The following is a 23427-nucleotide window of genomic DNA, read 5'->3' on the forward strand; positions in this document are numbered from 1 at the left end:
TAAATCGCAGACCCTAGCTGACCCGTACGATAACCTTGCCCGTCGCCTTGCGCGTGCGCAGCAGATCCAGCGCTTCGTTCGCTTGATCCAGCGGCAGCACGTGGCTCACATGGGGTTTCAGCTTGCCCGCGCTATACCAGTCAATCAGCACCTTGAAGCTGTCTGTCAGCACCTGCGGTTTGAAGTTCTTGTACCCGCCCCAGAAAAAACCCAGCACGTCGATGTTCTTGACCAGCAGGATATTGGCAGGGATCTGCGGCACCTCGCCCGAGGCAAACCCAAGCGGCAGGATTCGGGCCTCGGGGTTGCAGGCCCGCAGCGCCGCCTTGAACTGGTCGCCGCCGATCGGGTCATAGACCACATCTGCCCCGCCCAAGGATTTCACCACCTCGCGGATGTCATCGGTTTCTGAATCGATCAGATGGTCGGCCCCGGCAGCGCGGCAAATCTCCAGCTTGGCCGCACCACGGGCGCAGGCGATGACCTCTGCCCCCATGAGCTTGCCCAGCTCCACCGCGGTCAGCCCGACCCCGCCCGAGGCCCCCAGCACCAGCAGACGTTCCCCCGGTTGCAGCCGCGCCTTATAGTCCAGCGCCACATGGCTGGTGCCATAGGCCACAAGAAAGGCCGCGGCATCCTCGGCCGGCATATCGTCGGGGATCGGCACGCAGACATTGGCGGGAATGGCGGCATATTCGGCCAGCCCCAGCAGACCGCTATAGGCTGCGATCCTTTGACCAACGGCCAGATCGGTCACGCCCTCCCCCACGGCGGCGACGCTGCCCGAAAGCTCCATCCCCAGCGTGAAGGGCAGATCCGGCTTTTGCTGATAGGTGCCCTTGATCATCAGCAGGTCACCAAAGTTCAACCCGCAGGCATCGACCTTGATCAACACTTCGCCAGCGGCGGGGACGGGCATTTCCAGCTCTTGTTCGGACAGGGGCTGGTCATAGGCGGTGACTTGCATGGCGCGCATCGGGGGATCCTTTTGCTATTTCACGCAAAAGGGCCAGAGCATTGGCGGCTTTGCAACCCCCTTGCCCCGGCCCTTGTGAAATTACCCAACGGCAGATGCCTGGCCCCGCCATGCCCCCCTCAGGGCATGATCATCAGCCGGATCCCATAGGCCACCAACCCAAGCGCTGCGACGCTCAGCACCCAGATCAGGACAAACCACCCGGTGCGTGTCATCCAGTTGCGTCGCATCAGTGGTAGCCCTCTTCGGGGTCGATCTTCCCGCGGAACACCCAGTAGGTATAGATCGTGTAAGACAGGATCATCGGCAGCAGGACCAAGGTGCCGACCAAGGCAAACTTGAGGCTGCTGTCAGGTGCCGCGGCCTCGACGATGGTCAGCGAGGAAGGCACGATATAGGGGTAGAAGCTGATCCCGATCCCGATAAAGCCCAGCACGAACAGCGCCAGCGCGCAGAGGAACGGCGTCACGTCCCAGTGGCGTTGCAGCCCGTGGAACAGCCCATAGACGGCCGCGGCCACCAAGGCAGGCACCAGAAAGCTGAAGATCGCGGTCGGAAAGGCGAACCAGCGGCCAAAGAAGGCGTCATTCAGGAAGGGCGTCCAAAGGCTGACGAGCCCCATGAACACCAGTGTTGCAATGGCGAAAGGCCAAGCCAGCCGCCGCATATGCGCCTGAATACGGCCCTCGAGCTTCATGTTCAGCCAAGTCGCGCCCAGCATCGCATAGCCGACGGTCACCGCGAAACCGGTCAGGACAGAGAAGGGCGTCAGCCAGTCCCACCAGCCGCCGGCATAGGCGCGGTTCTCGATCTCGATCCCCTGCACCAGCGCGCCAAGCGCGATCCCCTGACACATGGAGGCCACCAGCGAGCCCCCGAAAAACGAGATGTCCCACAGATGTTTGCCGCGCACCGTGCGCCAGCGGTATTCAAAAGCGACGCCACGAAAGACCAGCCCCAGCAGCATCAGGATGATCGGCATATAAAGCGCGGGCATCACCGTGGCATAGGCCAGCGGGAAGACGGCGAACAAACCGCCGCCGCCCAGAACCAGCCACGTTTCATTGCCGTCCCAGATCGGCGCGACAGAGTTCATCATCACATCGCGTTCGCCCTCGTCCTTGGACAGCGGGAACAGCAGCCCGACCCCAAGGTCGAACCCGTCGAGGATGACATAGATCAGCACCGCAAGCGCGATGATGCCGGCCCAGATAAACGAAAGCTCTAATCCAAACATCTGCTGTCTCCTACTCTGACGCTGCTATGTCTTGGGTCTTGTCCTGCGCCACCGGAGTCGTCCCCGCCGCCCGCACCGGCCCGTCGGTGAGCTCTTCCTGCGCGCCCACATGGGGGCGTTTGCGCATCAGTCCGAGGATATAGAAAACCCCCGCCCCGAAGACGAAGAAATAGACCACGATGAAAGAGATCAACGATGCACCAACCGCAGGCGCGCTGACTGGCGCAAGGCTGTCACTGGTGCGCAGCAGCCCGTAGACGGTAAAGGGCTGACGCCCGACCTCGGTCGTGATCCAACCGGCCAGCACCGCGACAAAGCCCATCGGCCCCATGACGATCGCCGCCCGATGCAACCAGCGCGAGCTGTGCAGCGTCCCGCGCCAGCGCGCGATCCCGCCCCAAAGGCCAAAGCCCAGCATGGCAAAACCAAGCCCCACCATCACACGGAACGAGAAAAAGACGATGGCAACCGGCGGCTCGTCCTCGTCAGGGATCGTGTCCAATCCGGCCAGCGGCGCGTTCAGGTCATGTTTGAGGATCAGCGACGACAGTTTCGGCACCTCGATGGCGTAATCGACCCGTTTTTCTGCCTGATTGGGGATGCCGAACAGGATCAGCGGCGCGCCGTCGGGGTGGCTGTCGAAATGCCCCTCCATCGCCATGACCTTGGCGGGCTGATGCTCTAGCGTGTTGATACCGTGGAAATCCCCTGCCGCGATCTGCAAGGGGGTGACCAGCAGCAGCATCCACATCGCCATAGAGAACATGCGGCGCGATGCAGGCCCCTGATTGTCCTTCAGCAAATGCCACGCACCCACAGCGCCCACAACCAGCGCCGTCGTCAGATAAGCCGCCAGCACCATATGCAGCAAACGATAGGGGAACGACGGGTTGAAGACGATCTTCCACCAATCCAGCGGAATGAACTGCCCCACGTCGTTAATGCCATAGCCCGCAGGGGTCTGCATCCAGCTGTTCACCGACAGGATCCAAGTGGCCGAAAGCAACGTGCCAAAGGCAACCATCGCTGTGGCAAACATATGCAGCCCCGGCCCGACCCGTTTCAGACCAAACAGCATGATGCCCAGAAAGCCGGCCTCTAGGAAGAAGGCCGACAGCACCTCATAGGCCATCAGCGGCCCGACCACCGGCCCCGCCTTGTCAGAGAAGACCGACCAGTTGGTGCCGAATTGATAGGACATCACAATGCCCGACACGACGCCCATGCCAAAGGCCACGGCAAATATCTTTTTCCAGTAGTCGAAAAGCACCCTGTAGGTTTCGTCCTTGGTCCAAAGCCAAAGCGCATTCACCACCGCCAGAAAGCTAGCCAACCCGATCGAGAACGCCGGAAAGATAATGTGAAACGAAACGGTAAAGGCGAATTGGACCCGTGCCAGAACCTCGGCGGAAAACCCATCAAGCATGTCGTACCTCGTAGTGAATGGCCAAAAACAACGGGTTTCGGCCCTTACATCCTAGATAGCGCTGCGCCCCCCATAAGTCACATGCTCAAATCGCCGCAGAAGACGGGCGTGCTATAGGGTGATGCGCACAAGAAGCCCCGGCGCGTTGTCCAGCAGCGCGATCTGCCCGCCGTGCAGTTTTACCACCCCCTCCACAAGGCTGAGCCCCAGCCCGTTGCCCGGCGTGTGGCGACTGGCATCCAATCGGTACAAGCGGCGCAGCACTTTGTCGCGCGCGTCTTCGGGGATGCCGGGGCCATTGTCAGCCACCTCGATCACAGGCCGCCCCTGCGTACGGGAAAGCGTCATGGTGATCTCGCTGCCCTCGGGCGTGTGGCGCATGGCATTTTCCAGCAGGTTCGACATCATCTGCCCCAACAGGTTCTTATCGCCCGAGACGGTGATTTGCGCGTCGGGCACGACGCTGTGCAACTGCTGGTGATTGGCCGCGGCGGCGGGCTCGTACACTTCGGTGAGGGTCTCGCAAAGCTGGTTCAGATCGACAGACGCGAAATGCGTCTTGGGTGACCCCGCCTCGACCGAAGCGATTTGTAGCAGCGATTGAAAGACCGAAGCGATGCCCGCGACCTCCTCCTGCGCCTTGGCCAGCAAGATGCCTTCGTCGGTGTCTTCGGGCAGGCTGCGCGCCAGATCGTCCAGATGCACCGCAACGCGCTGGATCGGTGTCTTGAGGTCATGCGCAATGTCCGACGATACCTGCCGCAGCATCTGGGTTTGCGCCTCTTGTGCGCCTGCCATCTGGTTCACTTTGCTGCCGATACGTTGCAGATCATCGGCCCACCCCGGCGACACGGTCACCCGCGCGGCTAGATCGCCGGTCGTAAGGTCATCCAGCGTGCGCCCGATAACATCCACATGCCGCTTGCTGCGCCGCGCCAGATAAAGCCCGCCCGACAAGGCGACCAGCACCGTGGGCAGCAGGCTGATCAGCAGGATATTCAGGAACACCGTGCGCAACCCTTCGATCTGCGCGCGGCTGCGGGCGACGGTCAGCTGCCCGCCATAAAGCGGCGTTGTCAGCGACAGGTAGACCCCGTCATATTCGGCCCGTCCTTCGGCCAGCGACACGATATGATAGCCTTCGTCATCCCGCGCGATGGCCCCGTTGCCATAGATACGCCCCGACGGGGTGATATAGCTGAGCACAACGCGGCTGGGATCGGCGTCGCGCGATTCAGCGTCCACCAACAGGGCCACGGCGCGGGCATTGGGGGCCGCGCGAAAGCCCGCGATATCCTGTTCAAGATCCGCACGGATCGCGGTTTCAAATGAATTCTGCGTCACCGCATAGCTGGCCGCCAACCCCATCAGACTGACGGTCGAGAACAGCAAGACCAGCAGCAGCGCCAACCGCACCGGCATGGACCGCCATAGCTGCGCCAGCCGCGCAATCATCCGTCGATCCGGTAGCCGGCACCGCGCACGGTCTGGATCAGCTCGCGGTCAAAGGGTTTGTCCACCTTGGCCCGCAAACGGCTGATGTGGGTTTCGACAACGTTGGTCATCGGGTCAAAGCTGATGTCCCAGACCGCCTCAAGCAACATGGTCCGGGTCTGCACCCTGCCCTTGCGACGCAGCAGATGTTCAAGCAGAGCAAATTCACGAGGCAGCAGGTCGATCTCCTGTCCGGCGCGGGTCACCTTGCGTGTGATCAGTTGCATTTCAAGATCGCCTGCACGCAGCACGGTTTCCTGCTCCATCGCTTGGGGGCGCCGTGCGAGAGCGGTGACACGCGCCGAAAGCTCGCCAAAGGCGAAGGGTTTGACAAGATAGTCGTCGCCGCCTGCGTTCAATCCGCTGATACGATCATCGACGCTGCCCATGGCAGTCAGAAACAGCACCGGCGTCAGGTTACCCGCGCCACGCAAGGTCTTGACCAGCGTCAGCCCGTCGATCTCTGGCAGCATCCGGTCGACGATCAGCACGTCGTAAGCGCCCGAGGTCGCCTGTATCAGCCCCTCGCGCCCTTCGGCGACAAGATCAACGGTATGCCCTTCTTCGCGCAACCCCCGCGCGATATAGGTTCCGGTGGTGGCATCATCTTCGACGACAAGCAGTTTCATATACAATGGTCCATTGAGGCTTTGATCCTTCGATACCTGATATAGGGCGTGCTGCCACCTGCGAGAGACAAGTTTACACATTTGTATAGCCCGCAAAAACCCGCTGTTAGAATGGGCTGCCATTTGGGTGTCATCCCTGAAGACGAAGGAACCATGCATGACATCTCTTTTCTCCTCCCCCCGCCGCGCAGCACCCTTTGTGCTCGCAGCGGCCCTCGCCTCTACCTCGGCCATGACGCTTGCCCCGTCGGCGGCTCTGGCGGTGCCCGCCGGCGGCTATGCCGATCTGGTCGAACAAATCTCACCCGCTGTTGTATTTATCGAGGTCACCGGCACGGCAGAGCAGGCCAGCGCGCAGGTTCAACTGCCCGAAGGCATGCCAGAGGAACTGCGCAAACGTTTTGAACAACTGATGCCACAAGGACCGGCTGGCGCACAGCCGATGCACGGGCTTGGGTCGGGCTTTATCGTGTCCAAGGACGGAATGATCGTCACGAACAACCACGTTGTCACCGGTGCCGACACGGTCAAGGTCAAGCTGGCCGATGGCCGCAGCTTTGACGCCAAGGTGGTCGGCAGCGATGTGCTGACAGATATTGCCGTGCTCAAGGTCGAAGCGGATGTGGACCTTCCAGCGGTGAAATTCGGGTCTTCCGATGACATGCGCGTCGGCGACGAGGTGGTCGCTATGGGCAACCCCTTTGGTCTGGGTGGCACGGTCACCACCGGCATCATCTCGGCCAAGTCGCGCAATATCAACGCAGGCCCCTATGATGACTTTATCCAGACCGATGCGGCGATCAACCGTGGCAACTCCGGCGGGCCGCTGTTCAATAACGCGGGCGAAGTGATTGGCGTGAACACGGCGATCCTGTCGCCTGATGGCGGCTCTGTCGGGATCGGCTTTTCCGTACCATCCGACCTGGTGCAGGACATCGTAGCCGACCTGTCCGACGACGGGGAAATCACCCGCGGCTGGCTTGGCGTTCAAATCCGTCCGATGACGGCAGAGGTCGCGCAAGTGCTGGGGCTGGACGCGCCGAAAGGGGCGGTGATCGAAGCTATCGGCGATGACAGCCCGGCCAAGAAAGCGGGTCTTGAGAAAGGTGATATCATCCTGTCGTTCAACGACACAGAGATCAAGGAACTGCGCGACCTGACCCGCGCTGTGGCCGAAACCGATCCGGAAGCCAAAGCCGAGGTCATGGTCCTGCACAAGGGCAAAGAGGTCACGCGGACGGTCACCATCGGCACATTGGCCGATCAAAAAGCGTAAGCGTCTTCCAGCGGGCTTACCTCGTTCCCTGCTGGATTTGCCCGACCGCGTTCCCCAACGCGGCGGGCCCCACCGCCCGTCCCCCCGGTGCGGCAGACCACCTCCGACGCAGACCGTCGGGGGTGGTTTTCTTTTGGGCCCTCTACGGAAGTTTAGATTGTCGCCTCGAACAGCTTGCGCAGGTTTTCCGTGGTCAATGTCACAGGGTTGCCACCGCAAGACGGATCTTCAAGCGCCATCGCGACCAGATCGTCGATCCGGTCTGCGCTCACGCCCATTTCCGACAGTTTGCGCGGGATACCGAAGCTGTCGTTGAACTCCTGCACGAAGGCACGGAAGCCGTCATAGCCGCCGTCGATCCCCAGATACCCTGCCGCGCGGTCAAAGCGTTCGCGGATTTCAGGCTCGTTCAGGTCCAGCACCGCGGGCATGCAGACCGCATTGGTGGTGCCGTGGTGCGTGTTGAACACCGCGCCGATCGGATGGCTCATGGCGTGGATCGCGCCCAGACCCTTCTGGAACGCCGTCGCCCCCATCGCCGCCGCCGACATAAGCTGCGCGCGCGCTTCGATGTCGTTTCCATCCGCATAGGCGCGCGGCAGATAGTCGATAACCAACCGCATGCCCTCCAGCGCGATACCCTGCGACATGGGGTGGTAATGCGGGCTGCTAAACGCCTCGACGCAATGGGCAAAGGCATCAAGGCCGGTGCCTGCGGTGATATGTTTGGGCATCCCCACCGTCAGCTCAGGATCGCAGATCACGATGCTGGGCAGCACCTTGGGGTGGAAAATGATCTTTTTCACATGGGTTTCAGAGTTGGTCAGCACCGACGCGCGCCCCACTTCGGACCCGGTACCGGCGGTTGTGGGCACGGCGATGATCGGCGCGATGGCATCGGCATCGGCGCGGGTCCACCAATCGCCCACATCTTCGTAATCCCACACAGGCCGCGACTGTCCCGCCATGAAGGCGACCATCTTGCCCAGATCAAGACCAGAGCCACCGCCAAAGGCGATCACACCATCATGCCCGCCCTCGCGGTAGACCTTCAGCCCCGCCTCGAGGTTCAGCTCGGTCGGGTTCGCGTCCACTTCCGAGAACATCGCGCGGCCAAAGCCTGCGCCGTCCAGCAGGTCCAGCGTGCGGGTCGTGATCTCCATCGAGGCAAGGCCCTTGTCCGTCACCAGCAAGGGGTTTTTCATCCCCGTGGCCACGCAGGCCTCTCCGATTTCAGAAATACGGCCCGCGCCAAAGCGGATGGCGGTGGGGTAGGACCAGTTGTTTTGCAGTGCCATAAGGATCAAGCCTTTTTCAGGTGGTAAGATTTGGGGCGCGTCAGCGCCTGATAGCCAAGCTCGGACAGGCCCGCGCCCTGCCCTGTGTCCTTGCAGCCGGTCCAGCACAGGGCCGGATCAAGGTAATCGCAGCGGTTCATGAACACGGTGCCGGTTTCCAGCTGCGCGCCGATGGCATCGGCAGCATCGGCATCCTTGGTAAAGATCGCGGCGGTCAGGCCGAACTGGCAGTCGTTCATCAGCGCAATCGCTTCGGCGTCGTCTTTGACAGGCATGATGCCCACGACAGGGCCAAAGCTTTCGTCGCGCATCACGCGCATGTCGTGGGTGACGTTGGTCAGGATCTGCGGTGTGAGATACGCACCGCCGTCATCCGCCTCAAAGGTATCGATCAGCGCGGTCGCACCGGCGGCGACGGCCTCGGAAATCTGGGCGCGGACCTCGGCGGCGAAACGGACGTTCGCCATGGGGCCGATATCGGTATCCGTCTCAAGCGGGTTGCCAAGCTTGAGCGCATTGACCCAAGCCACAGCTTTTTCGACAAAGGCATCATACAGGCTTTCGTGCACATAAATCCGTTCGATCCCGCAGCAGCACTGCCCCGCGTTGAACATCGCCCCATCCATCAGCCCGTCAACAGCGGCGTCGACATCCGCGTCGGCGCGCACATAGCCGGGGTCTTTGCCCCCCAGTTCGGTCGCGACAGGGGTGAAGGTGCCTGCGGCCGCAATCTCCATCGCCTTGCCGCCCCCGACCGAGCCGGTGAAGTTCACGAAGCCGAACTGCCGTTCAGCGATCAGCGCCGAGGTGGTGTCGTGATCAAGAAAGACGTTCTGGAAGACATCGTCGGGGATGCCGGCGGCGTGGAAAGCTTCGGCCAGACGTTCACCCACTTGCAGGGTTTGGGTGGCGTGTTTCAGCACCACGGTATTGCCCGCGATCAGCGCTGGCGCGACCGTGTTGATCGCCGTCATATAGGGGTAGTTCCACGGGGCCACGACCAGTACAACGCCGCGCGCCTCGCGGGTGATCTTGCGGGTGGCCTTGTCGCTGTCTTCGACAATCGTCGGGGCCAGCGCCTTTTCGGCGATATCTGCCATATAGTTGCCGCGCTCGGCAAAGCCGCCGAACTCGCCGCCATAGCGCACGGGACGGCCCATCTGATGCGCCAGTTCCTGCGCCATACGATCGGTGGTTTTGCCCACCTCGGCAATGGCATCGCGCACCAGTTGGACACGTTCGGCCAAGGGGCGCGCGGCCCATGCGCCTTGTGCTGCCTTGGCACGGGCGCAGACATCGCGCGCCGCCTCCAGCGACAGGACCGGGCGTTCAAGGTAAACCGATCCGTCAATCGGTGAGATACATTTCAAAGTGTTTGTCATGGTTTATGCTCGCTCAAATCCGCGGTTGATTTCCCAGTCGGTCACGACCTTGTCGTATTCCTCCTGCTCCCATTCGGCTGCGCGGGTGTAGTGGTCAACCACGTCGTCGCCAAGGGCCTCGCGCAGCATGGCAGAGTTGCGCAGCGTTTGGGTCGCGGCACGCAGGGTGCGGGGGATTTCGGTGACGTTGGCGTCTTCGTAGACATCGCCCATCGTCGGCTCTTGCAAAGGCAGCTTTTCCTCGATCCCCTTCAGCCCTGCCGCGAGCAGCACAGCCTGCGCCAGATAGGGGTTCAGGTCAGACCCGCCAATGCGACATTCAACGCGAATACCCTTGGTGCCATCGCCACACAGCCGGAAGCCCGCGGTGCGGTTATCGACAGACCAGACGGTTTTCGTAGGCGCAAAGGTGCCTTTGGCAAAGCGTTTGTAGCTGTTGATATAGGGCGCGAAGAAATAGGTGATATCAGGGGCATAGGCGATCAGGCCGGCCATGAAATGCTGCATCATCTGCGACATCCCCAGCTTGGCGTCCTTGTCATAGAACGCGGGCGTGCCGTCTTTCCACAGCGACATATGCACGTGGCTGGACGACCCCACCTTATCCGCCGACCACTTGGGCAGGAAAGAGGCCGAGAACCCCTGCTGATAGGCGATCTCTTTCACCGCTTGTTTCGAAATCGTGTGATGATCGGCACAGGCCAGCGCATCGGCATAGCGGATGTTAAGCTCTTGCTGGCCGACCTCGGCCTCGCCCTTGGTGCATTCGACCGGAATCCCCGCCCCCACCAGATGGTTGCGCAGCGGCTGGAGGAAGCTTTCCTCTTTCGTGGTCTGGAACAGGCAGTAGTCTTCGTTGTGGCCGTTCAGGGGCACGAGGTTGGCGTATTTTTCTTTCTGCAAGGTGCGGTAGTCGCCCTCGAACAGAAAGAACTCAAGCTCGGTTGCCATCATCGCGTCAAAACCAAGCGCATCCAGTCGGGCGATCTGCTTTTTCAGCATGGCGCGCGGCGAATGGGAGACAGGTTCGTGGGTGTGGTGATCCAGCACATCGCCAAGCACCAGCACGGTTTTATCCAGCCAAGGCACATGGCGCATGGTCGAGAGATCAGGCCGCAGCACATAGTCGCCATAGCCGGTTTCCCAGCTGGTCGAGGCAAAGCCCTCGGGCGTGGACATTACCAGATCGGTTGCCAGCAGATAGTTGCAGCAATGCGTCTCCGCATGGGAATGATCGATGAAATTCGTGACGTGAAAACGCTTGCCCATCAGGCGGCCCTGCATGTCCACCAGTGCCACCAGCACCGTGTCCACCTCGCCTTTGGCGGCCAGGTCCTTGAGCGTGTCGAAAGTAAGGTTGCCCATCTGCAAACGTCCCTTTTGATGTGAGGGGGCGGCACAGATGCGCCGCCCCGATGGTCATGATGTCAAAGCCGGATCAGCCGAAAGTATAGGGCGGGCCCGCTTTCGAGATGACGTTGTTATAGTCGCGGAAAATCTGCACGATCTTGGCGGCGGTTTCGCCTTCTTCCGCCATCTCGTCCCAGAATTCCACTGCCGCTTCCTCGACCACTTTCCATTCATCCTGCGGTACGGATGTCAGCTCCAGCTTCTCGCCCGATGCACGCAGGCGCGCCTCGCCGCCCCAGTACCATTGGTTGCGATAGGTGTGGCTTGCCTCGATTGCGGAGTTCACGATCTGCTTGAGGTGGTCCGGCAGCTCTGCCCATTTCTCTGCGTTGACGAAGAACGACCCGATCCACGCCCCCGAGATGTTGTTGGTGCAGAAGTAGTTGGTCACATCGGCCCAGCCAACGGTGTAGTCTTCGGTGATGCCCGACCACGCCATACCGTCCAGCTCGCCCGTCTGCACCGCGACTTCGGCGTCCTCGTAGGGGATGTTGACCGGCACGACGCCGAATTGTGACAGGAAGCGACCCGCCGTCGGGAAGGTATACAGCTTCAGCCCGTCCATATCGGCCAGCGATTTGATCGGCTTGACGGTGTTGAAGTTACACGGGTCTTGCCCCGCCGCAGACAGCCAGTGCACGCCAACCTTGGCGTATTCCTCGCGCCAGATGTCGGCCAGACCGTATTGGTTGAACAGCACCGGCACGTCGAGCGCGTGTTTCGTCGCCAGCGGGAAATACCCGCCGAAGGACCGCACAGGCGTGGGCGACGCCATGGAGTCATCATCCGAGTGCACGCCGTCGATGGTGCCGCGTTGCAGCGCTTGGAAAAGCTCGCCCGTGGGGACGATCTGGTCGGCATAGAAAAGCTCGATTTCCAGCTCACCTTGGGCAGCGGCGTTGATTGCGTCGATAGCGGGTTTCGTCACCTCTTCGCCAAGTGCAGACCCCGCATAGGTCTGGAAACGCCAGCGGATCGGCTCTTGGGCGTGCAGGATCGATGGTGCGGCAAGGGTTGCCGGACCGGCAACGGCGGCACCTTTCAGGAACTTACGTCTTGTTGTCATGTCTCATACTCCTTGTTGGGGTTGGGATGAAAAGGGCCAGTTGCTCTGACCGCTTGGTTGTTAATGCTTATTTTCCATAGACATAGTCCGGCAGCCAAAGCGCGATCTGCGGGAAGATCATGACCACCGCGAGCGCCAGCACCATGACCCCGACAAAGGGGATGATCGACCGGTAGATATCGCGGATCGTGATCTCTGGCGGGGCCATGGCGCGCATCAGGAACAGGTTATAACCAAAGGGCGGCGTCATATAGGCGATCTGGCAGGTGATCGTATAAAGCACACCATACCACACAAGATCGAACCCGAGCGCACCCACCAGCGGCACATAGAGCGGGGCCACGATGACCAGCATCGCCGTGTCGTCAAGAAACGTCCCCATGACCAGAAACGACAGCTGCATCAGGATCAGGATCACCCAAGGATTCAGACCCCATTGTTCGGTAAACAGGTTTTCAATCGCCTTGACCGCCCCAAGCCCGTCGAACACCGCACCAAAGGCCAGCGCGGCGAGGATGATCCACATGAACATGCACGTGATCGCAAGGGTCTGGCGCACCGAAGTCTCGAACACCGCCCGCGTCATCCGCCCCTTGAGCACCGCAGCCAGAAAGGCCGCAATCGCACCAATGGCAGAGCTTTCGACAAGCGAGGTCCAGCCGTTCACAAAGGGCACCATCATCACGGCAAAGATCACAACCGGCAGCAGGCCCGCGCGCAGCAAGCGCAGCTTTTCGGGCCAGCCCACATCGCGTTCCTCGGCGGAAAGGGCGGGGCCCAGATCGGGGTTCAGGCGGCAGCGGATGGCGATATAGATGATGAACATCGTGGCCATCATCAGCCCCGGGATCGCGCCAGCCAGCCACAGCTGCCCCACTGGTTGCCGCGCAATCATCGCATAGAGCACCAGCACGACCGACGGCGGCACAAGGATACCAAGGCTGGACCCCGCCTGAATGACCCCTGTCACCATCAGCTTGTCATAGTTGCGTTTCAAAAGCTCGGGCAGCGCAATCGTGGCCCCAATCGCCATGCCCGCCACCGACAGGCCGTTCATAGCAGAGATCAGCACCATCAGCCCGATCGTCCCGATGGCCAGCCCGCCGCGCAGACCGCCCATCCACACGTGAAACATTTTATATAGGTCGTCGGCAATTTTACTTTCCGACAGCACGTAGCCCATGAAGATGAACATCGGCAGGGTCAGCAGCGGATACCAACGCATCAGCTTGATCGCGGCAGAGAACCCGATGTCATAGCCGCCGCGATCCCCCCAAAGAAACAGCGCCGCAATCACCGCGACAAAGCCGATGGCCCCGAACACCCGCTGTCCGGTCAGCAGCATCAGCATCATGGTCGAAAACATCAGGATGGCGATCAACTCATAGGGCATCGCGGGTCTCCTCTGCCGATTTGAGGAAAAGGATGTCCTTGAACAGTTCAGATACAGCTTGAAGCAGCATCAGGGTGATGCCAATGCACATGGTCACTTTGACCGGCCACATATAGGGGCGCCACGCGGTCGGGCTGCGCTCCCCCCCGTATTTGAACGAATACATCGTGGATTCGATACCGCCCCATAGCAGGATCACCAGATAGATCAGCAGGAAAAAGACGGTGATACAGTCCGTCCAGGCCTTCTTGCGCGGGGTCAATTCGGCATAGAACAGGTCCATCCGCACGTTCGCGCCCATCTGCAAAGCATAAGGCCCGCCAAGGATGTAGTAGCCCACCATCACGAACTGCGCCATTTCCAGCGTCCAGATCTGCGGCGAGGCGAATGCCTTGTTATAGGACGACCACAGCAGGATCCCCATGAGCACGAAAATCCCGTACATCATGATCCGGCCAAGGCCATAGTTAAAGCCGTCGACCACCCGGATATATCTGCGCATCGCGTTCATTCTGCGGCCTCGCTGTCGGGGATGGGAAAGGCTTGGGTCAGGCTTTCGGCCAGATGCCGCGCCATGGCCTGCGCTTTTTCGGGTGTATCGATCAGATCATTGCGAATCTCGATCATCACGGCGGGCAGCGCCTGCGCCTCGCCATGTTTTTCAAGCGTATAGGTCACGCCGTCAGTCGCGGCATAGGGTTCGTTCTGCGCCGAAGCATAGCGCCCCCGCGCCTGTTCAACCGCCAGCAATGCCTGCGCGGCGGCGGGCTGCGCGTGGTAGAGAAAGCCAAGTTCAACCGCGCGGGTCGCCCCGTTATAGACAGGCGTAAAGCTGTGGATCGTGACCAGCACCGGTGCGGCTTTGGTGGGCTGCCAGCTTTCGCGAACACGGGCGACCGCATCGTGAAATGGCGTATGCACCTGATCAAAACGCTGCTGCCGTCCGGCACCGTCCAAAGCGGCATTTCCGGGGATGTCATAAATCTCGCTGCGCGCCGGAATACAGTCCGGGGCCGCAAGCGGGCGGTTGCAATCATAGACCAGACGGGAGATGTCACCGGCCACCAAAGGCGCGTCCAGAGCATCTGACAGCGCGTGCGCCACATCCAGCGCGCCGATGTCCCACGCGGCGTGCGAACAGCTTGCCGCAGGGGACAACCCCAACCCGTCCAGCGCATCGGGTATCCGGCGCGAGGCGTGTTCACACACCAACAGCCAGCCCCCCTGCCCCTGCGGGTTCACGATGTTTACGGCATTCCAGTCGGTATTGGTCACGGTGCCCCTATCGTCTTGTTGCCTCACAATCACTACAGAATTTTCTAGCCTGTCAAGATTTTTTCTGTAATCTTTGCTTCACACTGATCTGCGCTGTACCGAAAGGAACATGAGTTGCACAAAAAAGCACTGGTCCGCGATCTGCTGAAAGAAAAGCAGACCGAGCTAACGGCGGCAGAGCGTAAACTGTCGGCTGTTCTGCTGGACGACCAGTTGCTCACGGGGCTGCAATCCATCACACGGCTGGCCGAGCTGGCCGAGGTGTCATCGCCCACCATCATCCGGCTGGCGCGCAAGCTGGGGTTCGATGGATTCTCGGATATGCAGGACGCCATCCGCGATGAAATCGGCGCACGGATGAAAAAGCCGCTGGCCAAGCTCGACACCCCCGGTGACAGCAGCGATCACATGGTATCGCGCTTTATTCAGGCGGTATCGGGCAATGTGAACCGCACGCTTGAACGGCTTGATCTGGCTGAATTCGACGAGGTTGCGGCGCTGCTTTCCGATCCGTCGCACAGGCTCTATCTGCTGGGCGGGCGGATCACGCGGTCCAACGCGCATTACTTTTTCAACCACCTGCAGATCATCCGGCCGCAGGTCACCCTGCTCGATTCCTCCCCCAGTGCATGGCCGCAATCCTTGCTGGATATGGACGCGGGTTCAGTGTTGATCGTCTTTGACATCCGCCGCTACGAAAAAGAGCTGGAAAAGCTCGCCGATCTTGCGGTCAAGCAAGGCGCGACCATCGTGCTGTTCACCGATGCTTGGGGGTCGCCTATCGAAAAACACGCCCGCCACTGTTTCCGCGCCATGGTCGAGGTGCCGTCGAGCTGGGACTCAACGCTGGCGATCAACTTTCTGATCGAAGCGCTGGTCGCCGACGTGCAATCGCGCAGCTCCGACCAGAGTGCCGAAAGGATCGCGGCGCTGGAACAGATGATAGGCGAGTCGCGTATTTTTCGCAGCAACTAAGCCCCAGCCGCATCCCCGCACGCCGCCGCTGCGTCCTCCGTTCGTGGCACATCAGAGTTTGCGTTGAACGGCAACATCCCCTAATCGGAACGCGCACCGCGTCTGCGTCGTTTTGTAAAGGATCTGCCATGAAGACCCCGTATTATCTGATCGACAAATCTCGCCTTCAGGCCAACATGGAAAAGATCGCCTGGCTGCGCGAGGCATCCGGCGCGAAATCCTTGCTGGCGTTGAAATGCTTTGCCACATGGTCGGTCTTTGACTTCATGGCGCAGTATATGGATGGGTCCACGTCCTCCTCGCTCTATGAGGTCAAACTGGGGTACGAGAAATTCGGCGGCGAAACCCACGCCTATTCAGTCGCCTACGACGATGACGAGATCGCCGAGGTGCTGGCCAATAGCGACAAGATCATCTTCAATTCCATCGGCCAGCTGGACCGTTTCGATGTGGCATCGGCAGGGCATACGCGCGGGCTGCGGGTGAACCCCGGTGTGTCGACATCGGAATTCGATCTGGCCGACCCCGCCCGCCCCTTCAGCCGTTTGGGCGAACATGATCCGGCGCAGATCGCCGCCGTGGCCGACCGCATCACCGGGCTCATGTTCCACAACAACTGCGAAAATGACGATTTTGACCGTTTCGCTGACATGCTGACGCTGATCGAGGACCGCTTTGGCGACACGATCCACCGGATGGACTGGATCAGCCTTGGTGGTGGCATCCATTTCACCGGCGAAGGCTACCCGCTGGACCGTCTGGCCGCGCGGTTGAAAACCCTGTCGGATACCTATGGCGTGCAGGTCTACCTCGAACCGGGCGAAGCCGCGATTACCGGTGCCGCCACGCTAGAGACGACCGTGCTCGACACGCTGCACAACGGCAAGAACCTTGCCATCGTCGACAGCTCCATCGAGGCGCATATGCTGGATCTGCTGATCTACCGCGAGCCCGCCAAAGTGGCCCCGAACACCGGCGACCACGACTGGATGATCTGCGGCAAATCCTGCCTTGCAGGCGATATCTTTGGCGAGTTCAAGTTCGGCGCCCCGCTTAAACCCGGCGACCGCATTTCGTTTCAGGACGCTGCGGGCTATACTATGGTCAAGAAGAACTGGTTCAACGGCGTCAAGATGCCCGGCATCGCCATTCGTGAACTTGATGGAACGATCACATCGGTCCGGTCATTCGACTACGAGGATTTCAAATCCGCCCTCTCCTAACCCTTCCCTTACAAGAGGTGTACTGAATACATGAAACGTAACGTTCTTATCATCGGCGCCGGTGGCGTGGCTCAGGTCGTGGCGCATAAATGCGCGCAAAACAATGACGTGTTGGGCGATCTGCATATCGCCAGCCGCACCGTGTCAAAATGCGAAGCGATCATTGAAAGCGTGCATGCCAAAGGCGCGATGAAACAGGACGGCGTATTCAAGGCCCATGCGGTCGACGGGATGGACAGCGACGCGGTAGAGGCGCTGATCAACGACCTCGGCGTGCAGATCCTGATCAATGTCGGCTCGCCCTTCGTGAACATGACCGTGCTCGAAGCCTGCATCCGCACCGGCGTCGCCTATATCGACACGGCCATTCACGAAGACCCGACCAAAATCTGCGAAACACCCCCGTGGTACGGCAACTACGAATGGAAACGCCGCGAGGATTGCGCCAAGGCCAACACCACCGCCATTCTGGGGGCAGGCTTCGATCCCGGTATGGTTAACGCCTTCGCCCGTTTCGCCGTGGACGAATTCATGGACGACGTGAAATCCATCGACATCGTCGACATCAACGCGGGCAATCACGGCAAGTATTTCTCGACCAACTTCGACCCCGAGATCAACTTCCGCGAATTCACCGGCACGGTCTACAGCTGGCAGGAAGGCGCGTGGCAAGAGAACAAGATGTTCGAGGTCGGCCGCGAATGGGATCTGCCCGTCGTTGGCAAGCAGAAGGCCTATATGTCCGGCCATGACGAGGTGCATTCGCTCGCCGCGAACTATCCGGAGGCCGACGTGCGCTTCTGGATGGGCTTTGGTGATCACTACATCAATGTCTTCACCGTGCTGCAGAACCTTGGCCTGCTGTCTGAACAGCCCGTTGTGACCGCCGAAGGGCTCGAGGTCGTGCCGCTGAAGGTGGTCAAAGCCGTACTACCCGACCCGTCGACCCTTGCGCCGAACTATACTGGTAAGACCTGCATTGGCGATCTGGTGAAAGGCACCAAAGACGGCAAGGATGTAGAGGTGTTTGTCTACAACGTCGCCGACCACAAGGACGCCTATAACGAGGTCGGCAGCCAGGGCATTTCCTATACCGCTGGCGTGCCCCCCGTGGCGATGGCGATGCTGATTGCCGATGGCACCTACGACACCGGCACGATGGTGAACGTCGAAGAGCTGGACCCAAAGCCGCTGTTCGCCCTGCTCGACACCATCGGTCTGCCGACCCGTGTCAAACTGGCGGATCAGGACACCGGCTGGGACGAGGCCATCGCCTAAGCCTGCCGCATGAGGCACCCACACCAACAACCCGCGCGCCCTTGCACCCGCGCGGGTTACCTCACCCCGAAGGGCCGTACCCCCATAAAATCAAACGATAAACACAAACAGCCCAGCGCGCGATCATGCGTGCAGGGTGATCAATTTTATTATGAAAATTGCGGACGGTTGTGCCGCCAAGTTCAAAATCTAACGATGTTTGAAAGTGGCGGACCGAGGAGGATTCGAACCCCCGACCCCCTGATTCGTAGTCAGGTACTCTATCCAGCTGAGCTATCGGTCCGTTAGGGCGGGGTTTAGTTGTGGGCGCGGGGGTTTGCAACCCCTTCTTTTGCCTAACGTGAATTTTCTTCAAACAAATTAGAAAGACCCGTCGCCCTTGGGCAATGTCACAATGAAAACCGTGCCCGACGCGCTTGTCTCTGACAGTTTGAGCGTCCCACCGTGACCGCGCACCAGCTCTGCCGCGATGGCAAGGCCCAGACCGGAGCCCCCCTTGCGCGCACCGCCCTTGAACGCAGTGAACAGATGCTCCTGCGCCTTTGGGGGAAGGCCGGGGCCGTTGTCGCTGACTCGGATCACCCAGTCGCCGGCCTGTTCACTGGCAGCAACGATGATTTCGCCAGATTTACCCGTGGCGATGATCGTCTGTCGGGCGTTGCGCACAAGATTCGCCAAGACCCTGAACAAATGCTCCGGATCGGCGCGCACGTGCAAATCTTGCGGCACGTCGCAGGTGAACGTCAGGTCCGCCCCGTTGATCGCCAGCCGCTCGCTATCAACGACGTCATCCACGATGCGCAACAGTGGCGTGACCGTCAGCGTCGGGCTTGGCTCTTCCGCGCGGCCAAAGGCAAGCGTGGATTCGCACAGGTGCACGGCGCGGGTGATTGAGCTGACCAGCTTGGGCGCCATGCGTTTGACCGTCGGATCCTCGGACATTTCGATCCGGTCGGTAAACAACTGTGCCGATGTCAGTATGTTACGCAGATCGTGGCTGATCTTGCTCACCGCCTGCCCCAGCTGCGCCAGACGCTCTTTCTGGCGCAGGGCTTGGGTCAGTTCGGTTTCAAGCTTCATCAAAGCTTCCTCGGCCTCTCGCACCTCTGTCACACCAGCAGAAGGCGAAATGATTCGTCGCGCATCCTCGGGGGCAAGCGCGTAGTTCTGCATATGCCCGACCACACCCTTGATCGGTTTCAGCAAAAACGCCCGCATGGTCAGAAACAGCAAAAACGCCGTGATCATCGAGATGGCGGCAGAAAGCACCAGAATGCGAATACCATAGTCAATCATGGCCGTCCGTAAGGAGCCCGCCTCCATCGTGATTTCGATCAGCAGACCCGCATCCTGCACCGGGGCACCGATCACGCGGATCACCCCCGGCTCTGTTTCGGCCAGCTGATGAAACGCATCGCGAATCAACACCCATGCGGAGGCATCGCGCAGATCGTATGTCTCTTTGATCGTCTGCGACATCGGGGACGACAGTGCCAATTGCCGTATGCGGTCCCGCCGCAGCACCACATTAAACACCTGCGCGGTGCGCAACAGCTCTGCCTCAAGCTCGGGGTCGATCATATCGCTTGCGAGCAGGGTCAGCGACGCGATCTGCGCCCTCTCTAGCCGGTTCATCATGTATTCTTCGCGAAAGCGGGCGATAGAGGGCACAAAGATCAACACTTCTGCCAGCATCACAAAGATGGTGGTCAGAATAAGAAGCCTGCCGGAGAGGGATTTGAGCATAGGCGCGCGCTTTATGGGATGAACCGCTGCACCAGTCGAACGACAGTCTTGACCAAATCGCTTTCGAACAGACGCGGACTGAAATACGCCCCCGCCGCACGTTTGTTGATTTCGCCGATGGTGGGATAAGGTGCAACCATAGACGCAATCTGGCTCATTTTCATGTTATTTGCCAGCGCCAAAGCCCACAGGTTGATCAACTCTCCTGCTTGGTAACCGACGATGCTTGCGCCCACGGGGCGCCCCTTGACCACCATGACCTTGATCAAACCTTTGGTTTTACGCTCCGCGATGGCGCGATCATTGTGGTTATAGTGAAAGCGCACGACCTCCAGCTTGTCACCGTGTTTCTCTTTGGCTTGCGCCTCGGTCAGGCCGACTTGCGACAGTTCTGGGTCGGTGTAGGTGGCCCAAGGGATATGCGCCGTCTTCGCCTTGGCGGGCAGCGCGAACATCAGCGACCGGATCACGACGCCGCCGTGATAGCCCGCAACATGGGTAAATTGCATTCCGCCTGCGACGTCGCCAATGGCATAGACCTTGCGGTTGGTGGTGCGCAGGGAATCGTCAACCTTGATCCCGTTCTTGATCGGTTCGATCCCCGCCTTTTCCAGATCCAGACGATCCGTGTTTGCCTTGCGGCCGACGGCTACCAGAAGATGCGAGCCTTTGAAAACGCGCCCGTCTTTTGCTTCCACCTCTATCGCGCCGACATCCCCACGGATTTCAGCGGCTTGCGCACCCTCTGCAATCTCGATGCCTTCGTCCTTGAGCGTTTGCAAAACGATGGCGGCAAGTTCGGGGTCGTCCTTTGAAAGCGCTTTATCCCCCTCGATCACGGTAACCTTGCACCCCATGCGTATGTGGGCCTGCGCCATTTCCATCCCGATCGGCCCGCCACCGATGATCAGCAGATGCTCGGGCTTTTCGCGCAGATTGAACAAGGTCTCGTTCGTCTCGTACGGCGTTTTATCCAGACCTGTAATCGGGGGTACCAGCGGCGATGATCCCGTCGCGATGACGATGCGCCGCGCCTTGATCACCGTATCTCCGGCCTGCACTTCGTCTTCGGAGATGAAGCGCCCGTACTCCCGGATCACGTTGACCCCGAAGCCTTCGAAGCGTTCCTGACTATCGACCGGCGCGATCTGAGCAATCACGTCCACCACATGATCTTTTGCTGCGGCGTAATCCACCTCGCCCGCCGCATTGGCCACGCCATATTCCGCGCTGTGCCGCTGCCCATAGGCCGCCTTGCCCGTAGCAATCAGCGCCTTCGACGGCACGCAGCCAAAGTTTAGGCAGTCGCCGCCCATCTTGTGCCCTTCAAGCAGCACAACATCCGCCCCCATTTGCGACGCCCCCGCCGCGACGGACAACCCGCCGGAGCCTGCGCCAATGATCAACAGGTCGGTTTTAATGCGGTTCATTTCAAAAGTTCCTTTTTGCCGGTGACAGCTTTCAACACGACGGGCAGCACCGACAAAGCGCAAAGCCCCAGAATGGGAAGCAGGATGTGAGGTTCGAATATAATGCCGAAGTCTGGCGTTTCACCCCGTGCAAAAACGGAACCCAGCCCGGCACCGATTGAGGTGAACACAAGTGACCCGGGAATGATCCCTAGAAAGGTAGAGATCACAAAGCGATACAGAGGCACGCCCAGAAAGGCAGGAATAAGGTTCGCCACAAAGAAGGGCACCACGGGCACCAATCGTATGAAGAAAAGCATCGACCACTGGTTTTCGTCAATGCCCGCTTTGACCTTCCGCACAAGCCCCTCCGACGCGTCCATGCGCGCCTTCAATGTCTCTCCGAGACCCATACGCGCGGCAAGAAAGATCACGACCGCCCCCAGTGTCGCGCCGGTGACATTTGCCAGAACGCCGAACACTGTCCCGAATAGAAAGCCGCCAGTGATTGTTGCCACGCTCGCCCCTGGAAGGGAGAACCCCACAATCATGATATAAATACCCAGAAAAACGAGGATCGTCAGCGCATAGTGCTGGTCACGAAAAGCGATCAGCGCCTCGCGGTTGTCGCGCAGCGTCTCGAAGGTAAGGTAATCGCGCAGGGCGAAATAGCCGATCACCGCGACCGCCAAGATGACCACAAAGGGCAAATAGCGAAACCACGAAGGCTTTTCAGAGGCTTGTGCGGACATATTGTCGGGTCACTTTCAAAAAGGTATAAGTTGCTCCTTATTAGATGGGTCAAATATCGCCAGTCAGATAGGGTGCTCACGTGTGGTTGATGTGAAGGCGGCTTTTATGACGATGTCACGGCAATTCCCAAGAAAACTGTAACATTGCGCAGATAAGCTGGCTTAATTTGTTGCAAAGGCCGAAATAACGGCACCAAGGGTTTGACTTGCCCGTGCTGCAGCTTTAGGAGCAGGGCTTGAAATGACAGTGACGCGCCGAATCTGGTCGCGTGCTAAAGTATAAAGTGGAGTCGGAGCGATGAAACGCACCTATCAACCTTCAAACCTTGTGCGCAAACGGCGCCACGGTTTCCGCGCACGCATGGCAACCAAAGCGGGTCGCAAGATCATCAACGCGCGCCGTGCACAAGGCCGGAAGGAACTGAGCGCGTAATACGCGACCTCGGTTTCAAAAAGATATGACACCGTCGGAGGCACCTATGGATGGCAGCATCGCCACACCAGAGGAAACGCTTCCGGCGGTTTCTTTACGTGTGCAAACGCTCAAAAATCGTCCCGACTTTCAACGGGCATCCCGTGCCCCTCGGGTCGCTATGCCCGGCTTCATCCTGCAGATGCGTAAACGCGCAGCGGGCGAAGCCGATGGCATACGGGTTGGATTCACCTGCTCTAAAAAAGTGGGCAACGCCGTCGCGCGCAATCGGGCCAAACGACGTCTACGCGAAGTCGCACGCCTGACGCTCCCTCACGAGGGACGCGACGGTATGGACTATGTCCTCGTAGGTCGCAGCGATGCCACGGCATCCCTCCCTTTTGACAAATTGCAGTCGGATTTCACCAAAGCCTTGGGGATCCTGCACGGCAAGCAACGCTCTGGTTCAAAAAAGTGACCCCTTTGGCGCGCGTATTGGCACTGCCTGTGAAAGGGTATCGCCTCGTCTTCAGCCCCTGGGTTGGCCACAACTGCCGGTACCACCCGACATGCAGCGCATATGCGCTGGAAGCACTTGCTAAACATGGCGGCCTCAAGGGCGGCTGGCTCACCCTGCGGCGCATCGCTCGCTGCCACCCTTGGGGCGATAGCGGCATCGACAACGTACCGGACTAGCCCTTCCTCTTCTCTCCTTACTCTACATCACCAATCGCCGCCATACACATGCACTGGCGCTTGATCGGCAAACC

23 protein-coding genes and 1 tRNA gene are annotated in these 23427 nt (G+C 59.9%); 7 read left to right on the forward strand and 17 right to left on the reverse strand.

What is annotated here, in order from left to right; translation table 11 throughout:
* Window positions 1-13: 13 nt before the first annotated feature.
* The 6 genes from ACNQ62_RS11740 to ACNQ62_RS11765 form a co-directional block, all read right to left on the reverse strand.
* A complete protein-coding gene (locus tag ACNQ62_RS11740; protein ID WP_009825263.1) occupies window positions 14-976 on the reverse strand; it encodes an NADPH:quinone oxidoreductase family protein in 963 nt (320 codons plus the stop codon).
* Window positions 977-1095: 119 nt separating this feature from the next.
* A complete protein-coding gene (locus ACNQ62_RS11745) occupies window positions 1096-1206 on the reverse strand; it encodes a DUF2474 family protein (protein WP_005849709.1) in 111 nt (36 codons plus the stop codon).
* Window positions 1206-2213: a cytochrome d ubiquinol oxidase subunit II gene (gene cydB / locus ACNQ62_RS11750; RefSeq protein ID WP_005849712.1), complete on the reverse strand. Its 1008-nt coding sequence runs from the start codon at window positions 2211-2213 to the stop codon at window positions 1206-1208. Before cydB ends, ACNQ62_RS11745 begins: the two co-directional genes overlap by 1 nt.
* Window positions 2214-2223: 10 nt before the next feature.
* A complete protein-coding gene (locus ACNQ62_RS11755) occupies window positions 2224-3639 on the reverse strand; it encodes a cytochrome ubiquinol oxidase subunit I (protein ID WP_260003697.1) in 1416 nt (471 codons plus the stop codon).
* Window positions 3640-3750: 111 nt separating this feature from the next.
* Complete coding sequence (locus tag ACNQ62_RS11760; RefSeq protein ID WP_418094931.1) at window positions 3751-5094, reverse strand: sensor histidine kinase; 1344 nt, start codon at window positions 5092-5094, stop codon at window positions 3751-3753.
* Window positions 5091-5762: a response regulator transcription factor gene (locus tag ACNQ62_RS11765; RefSeq protein WP_005849717.1), complete on the reverse strand. Its 672-nt coding sequence runs from the start codon at window positions 5760-5762 to the stop codon at window positions 5091-5093. Before ACNQ62_RS11765 ends, ACNQ62_RS11760 begins: the two co-directional genes overlap by 4 nt.
* A gap of 157 nt (window positions 5763-5919) precedes the next feature.
* On the opposite strand from ACNQ62_RS11765, the gene ACNQ62_RS11770 reads away from it, so the two are divergent.
* Window positions 5920-7038: a Do family serine endopeptidase gene (locus ACNQ62_RS11770; protein ID WP_005849719.1), complete on the forward strand. Its 1119-nt coding sequence runs from the start codon at window positions 5920-5922 to the stop codon at window positions 7036-7038.
* A gap of 152 nt (window positions 7039-7190) precedes the next feature.
* Here the strand turns inward: ACNQ62_RS11770 and ACNQ62_RS11775 are convergent, their stop codons facing one another.
* The 7 genes from ACNQ62_RS11775 to ACNQ62_RS11805 form a co-directional block, all read right to left on the reverse strand.
* Entirely contained in the window at window positions 7191-8336 is a 1146-nt protein-coding gene (locus ACNQ62_RS11775; RefSeq protein ID WP_037944829.1) for an iron-containing alcohol dehydrogenase, read from the reverse strand.
* A 5-nt stretch (window positions 8337-8341) separates the two neighbouring features.
* Window positions 8342-9718, reverse strand: coding sequence for an aldehyde dehydrogenase family protein (locus ACNQ62_RS11780; protein WP_340244299.1), 1377 nt, complete (start codon window positions 9716-9718; stop codon window positions 8342-8344).
* A gap of 3 nt (window positions 9719-9721) precedes the next feature.
* The gene (locus tag ACNQ62_RS11785) at window positions 9722-11083 is read right to left on the reverse strand and encodes a glutamine synthetase family protein (RefSeq protein WP_005849725.1); all 1362 of its coding nucleotides are present in this window, start codon (window positions 11081-11083) and stop codon (window positions 9722-9724) included.
* A gap of 73 nt (window positions 11084-11156) precedes the next feature.
* Window positions 11157-12194 (reverse strand): TRAP transporter substrate-binding protein, encoded by a 1038-nt coding sequence (locus tag ACNQ62_RS11790; RefSeq protein WP_418094932.1) that lies wholly within the window; start codon window positions 12192-12194, stop codon window positions 11157-11159.
* 67 nt (window positions 12195-12261) lie between these two features.
* Window positions 12262-13587, reverse strand: coding sequence for a TRAP transporter large permease (locus tag ACNQ62_RS11795; protein ID WP_005849728.1), 1326 nt, complete (start codon window positions 13585-13587; stop codon window positions 12262-12264).
* Window positions 13577-14098: a TRAP transporter small permease subunit gene (locus tag ACNQ62_RS11800; protein ID WP_418094933.1), complete on the reverse strand. Its 522-nt coding sequence runs from the start codon at window positions 14096-14098 to the stop codon at window positions 13577-13579. Before ACNQ62_RS11800 ends, ACNQ62_RS11795 begins: the two co-directional genes overlap by 11 nt.
* A complete protein-coding gene (locus ACNQ62_RS11805) occupies window positions 14095-14862 on the reverse strand; it encodes an N-formylglutamate amidohydrolase (RefSeq protein ID WP_418094934.1) in 768 nt (255 codons plus the stop codon). Before ACNQ62_RS11805 ends, ACNQ62_RS11800 begins: the two co-directional genes overlap by 4 nt.
* A 114-nt stretch (window positions 14863-14976) precedes the next feature.
* On the opposite strand from ACNQ62_RS11805, the gene ACNQ62_RS11810 reads away from it, so the two are divergent.
* From ACNQ62_RS11810 to ACNQ62_RS11820, 3 genes are all read left to right on the forward strand, one after another.
* On the forward strand, window positions 14977-15837 hold the full coding sequence (locus tag ACNQ62_RS11810) for a MurR/RpiR family transcriptional regulator (RefSeq protein ID WP_005849734.1): 861 nt from the start codon (window positions 14977-14979) through the stop codon (window positions 15835-15837).
* A 128-nt stretch (window positions 15838-15965) separates the two neighbouring features.
* Window positions 15966-17060 carry a carboxynorspermidine decarboxylase gene (locus ACNQ62_RS11815; protein ID WP_418094935.1) on the forward strand — a complete coding sequence of 365 codons (1095 nt, stop codon included), beginning with the start codon at window positions 15966-15968 and terminating at the stop codon, window positions 17058-17060.
* A gap of 30 nt (window positions 17061-17090) precedes the next feature.
* The gene (locus ACNQ62_RS11820; protein WP_289080395.1) at window positions 17091-18338 is read left to right on the forward strand and encodes a saccharopine dehydrogenase family protein; all 1248 of its coding nucleotides are present in this window, start codon (window positions 17091-17093) and stop codon (window positions 18336-18338) included.
* Window positions 18339-18544: 206 nt separating this feature from the next.
* On the opposite strand, the gene ACNQ62_RS11825 is transcribed toward ACNQ62_RS11820, so the two are convergent.
* The 4 genes from ACNQ62_RS11825 to ACNQ62_RS11840 form a co-directional block, all read right to left on the reverse strand.
* Window positions 18545-18621 (reverse strand) — tRNA-Arg (locus tag ACNQ62_RS11825).
* A 77-nt stretch (window positions 18622-18698) separates the two neighbouring features.
* Window positions 18699-20084, reverse strand: a complete 1386-nt coding sequence (locus tag ACNQ62_RS11830) for a sensor histidine kinase (protein ID WP_418094936.1) — start codon at window positions 20082-20084, stop codon at window positions 18699-18701.
* Window positions 20085-20095: 11 nt separating this feature from the next.
* A complete protein-coding gene (locus ACNQ62_RS11835) occupies window positions 20096-21514 on the reverse strand; it encodes a dihydrolipoyl dehydrogenase family protein (protein WP_418094937.1) in 1419 nt (472 codons plus the stop codon).
* Complete coding sequence (locus ACNQ62_RS11840; protein WP_064215823.1) at window positions 21511-22245, reverse strand: TVP38/TMEM64 family protein; 735 nt, start codon at window positions 22243-22245, stop codon at window positions 21511-21513. The genes ACNQ62_RS11835 and ACNQ62_RS11840 overlap by 4 nt, the downstream gene beginning before the upstream one ends.
* Window positions 22246-22543: 298 nt before the next feature.
* Here ACNQ62_RS11840 and rpmH point away from each other — a divergent pair, with 298 nt between their 5' ends.
* From rpmH to yidD, 3 genes are read left to right on the forward strand one after another with little or no spacing between them, the layout of a single operon-like run.
* Window positions 22544-22678 (forward strand): 50S ribosomal protein L34, encoded by a 135-nt coding sequence (gene rpmH, locus ACNQ62_RS11845; protein ID WP_005849748.1) that lies wholly within the window; start codon window positions 22544-22546, stop codon window positions 22676-22678.
* 46 nt (window positions 22679-22724) lie between these two features.
* Window positions 22725-23135: a ribonuclease P protein component gene (gene rnpA / locus ACNQ62_RS11850; protein WP_005849750.1), complete on the forward strand. Its 411-nt coding sequence runs from the start codon at window positions 22725-22727 to the stop codon at window positions 23133-23135.
* Window positions 23132-23353, forward strand: a complete 222-nt coding sequence (gene yidD / locus ACNQ62_RS11855) for a membrane protein insertion efficiency factor YidD (protein WP_386175622.1) — start codon at window positions 23132-23134, stop codon at window positions 23351-23353. The genes rnpA and yidD overlap by 4 nt, the downstream gene beginning before the upstream one ends.
* Window positions 23354-23427: the final 74 nt, after the last annotated feature.

Source organism: Sulfitobacter sp. SBS6 (genome assembly GCF_048285585.1).
Lineage (GTDB): Bacteria > Pseudomonadota > Alphaproteobacteria > Rhodobacterales > Rhodobacteraceae > Sulfitobacter > Sulfitobacter pontiacus.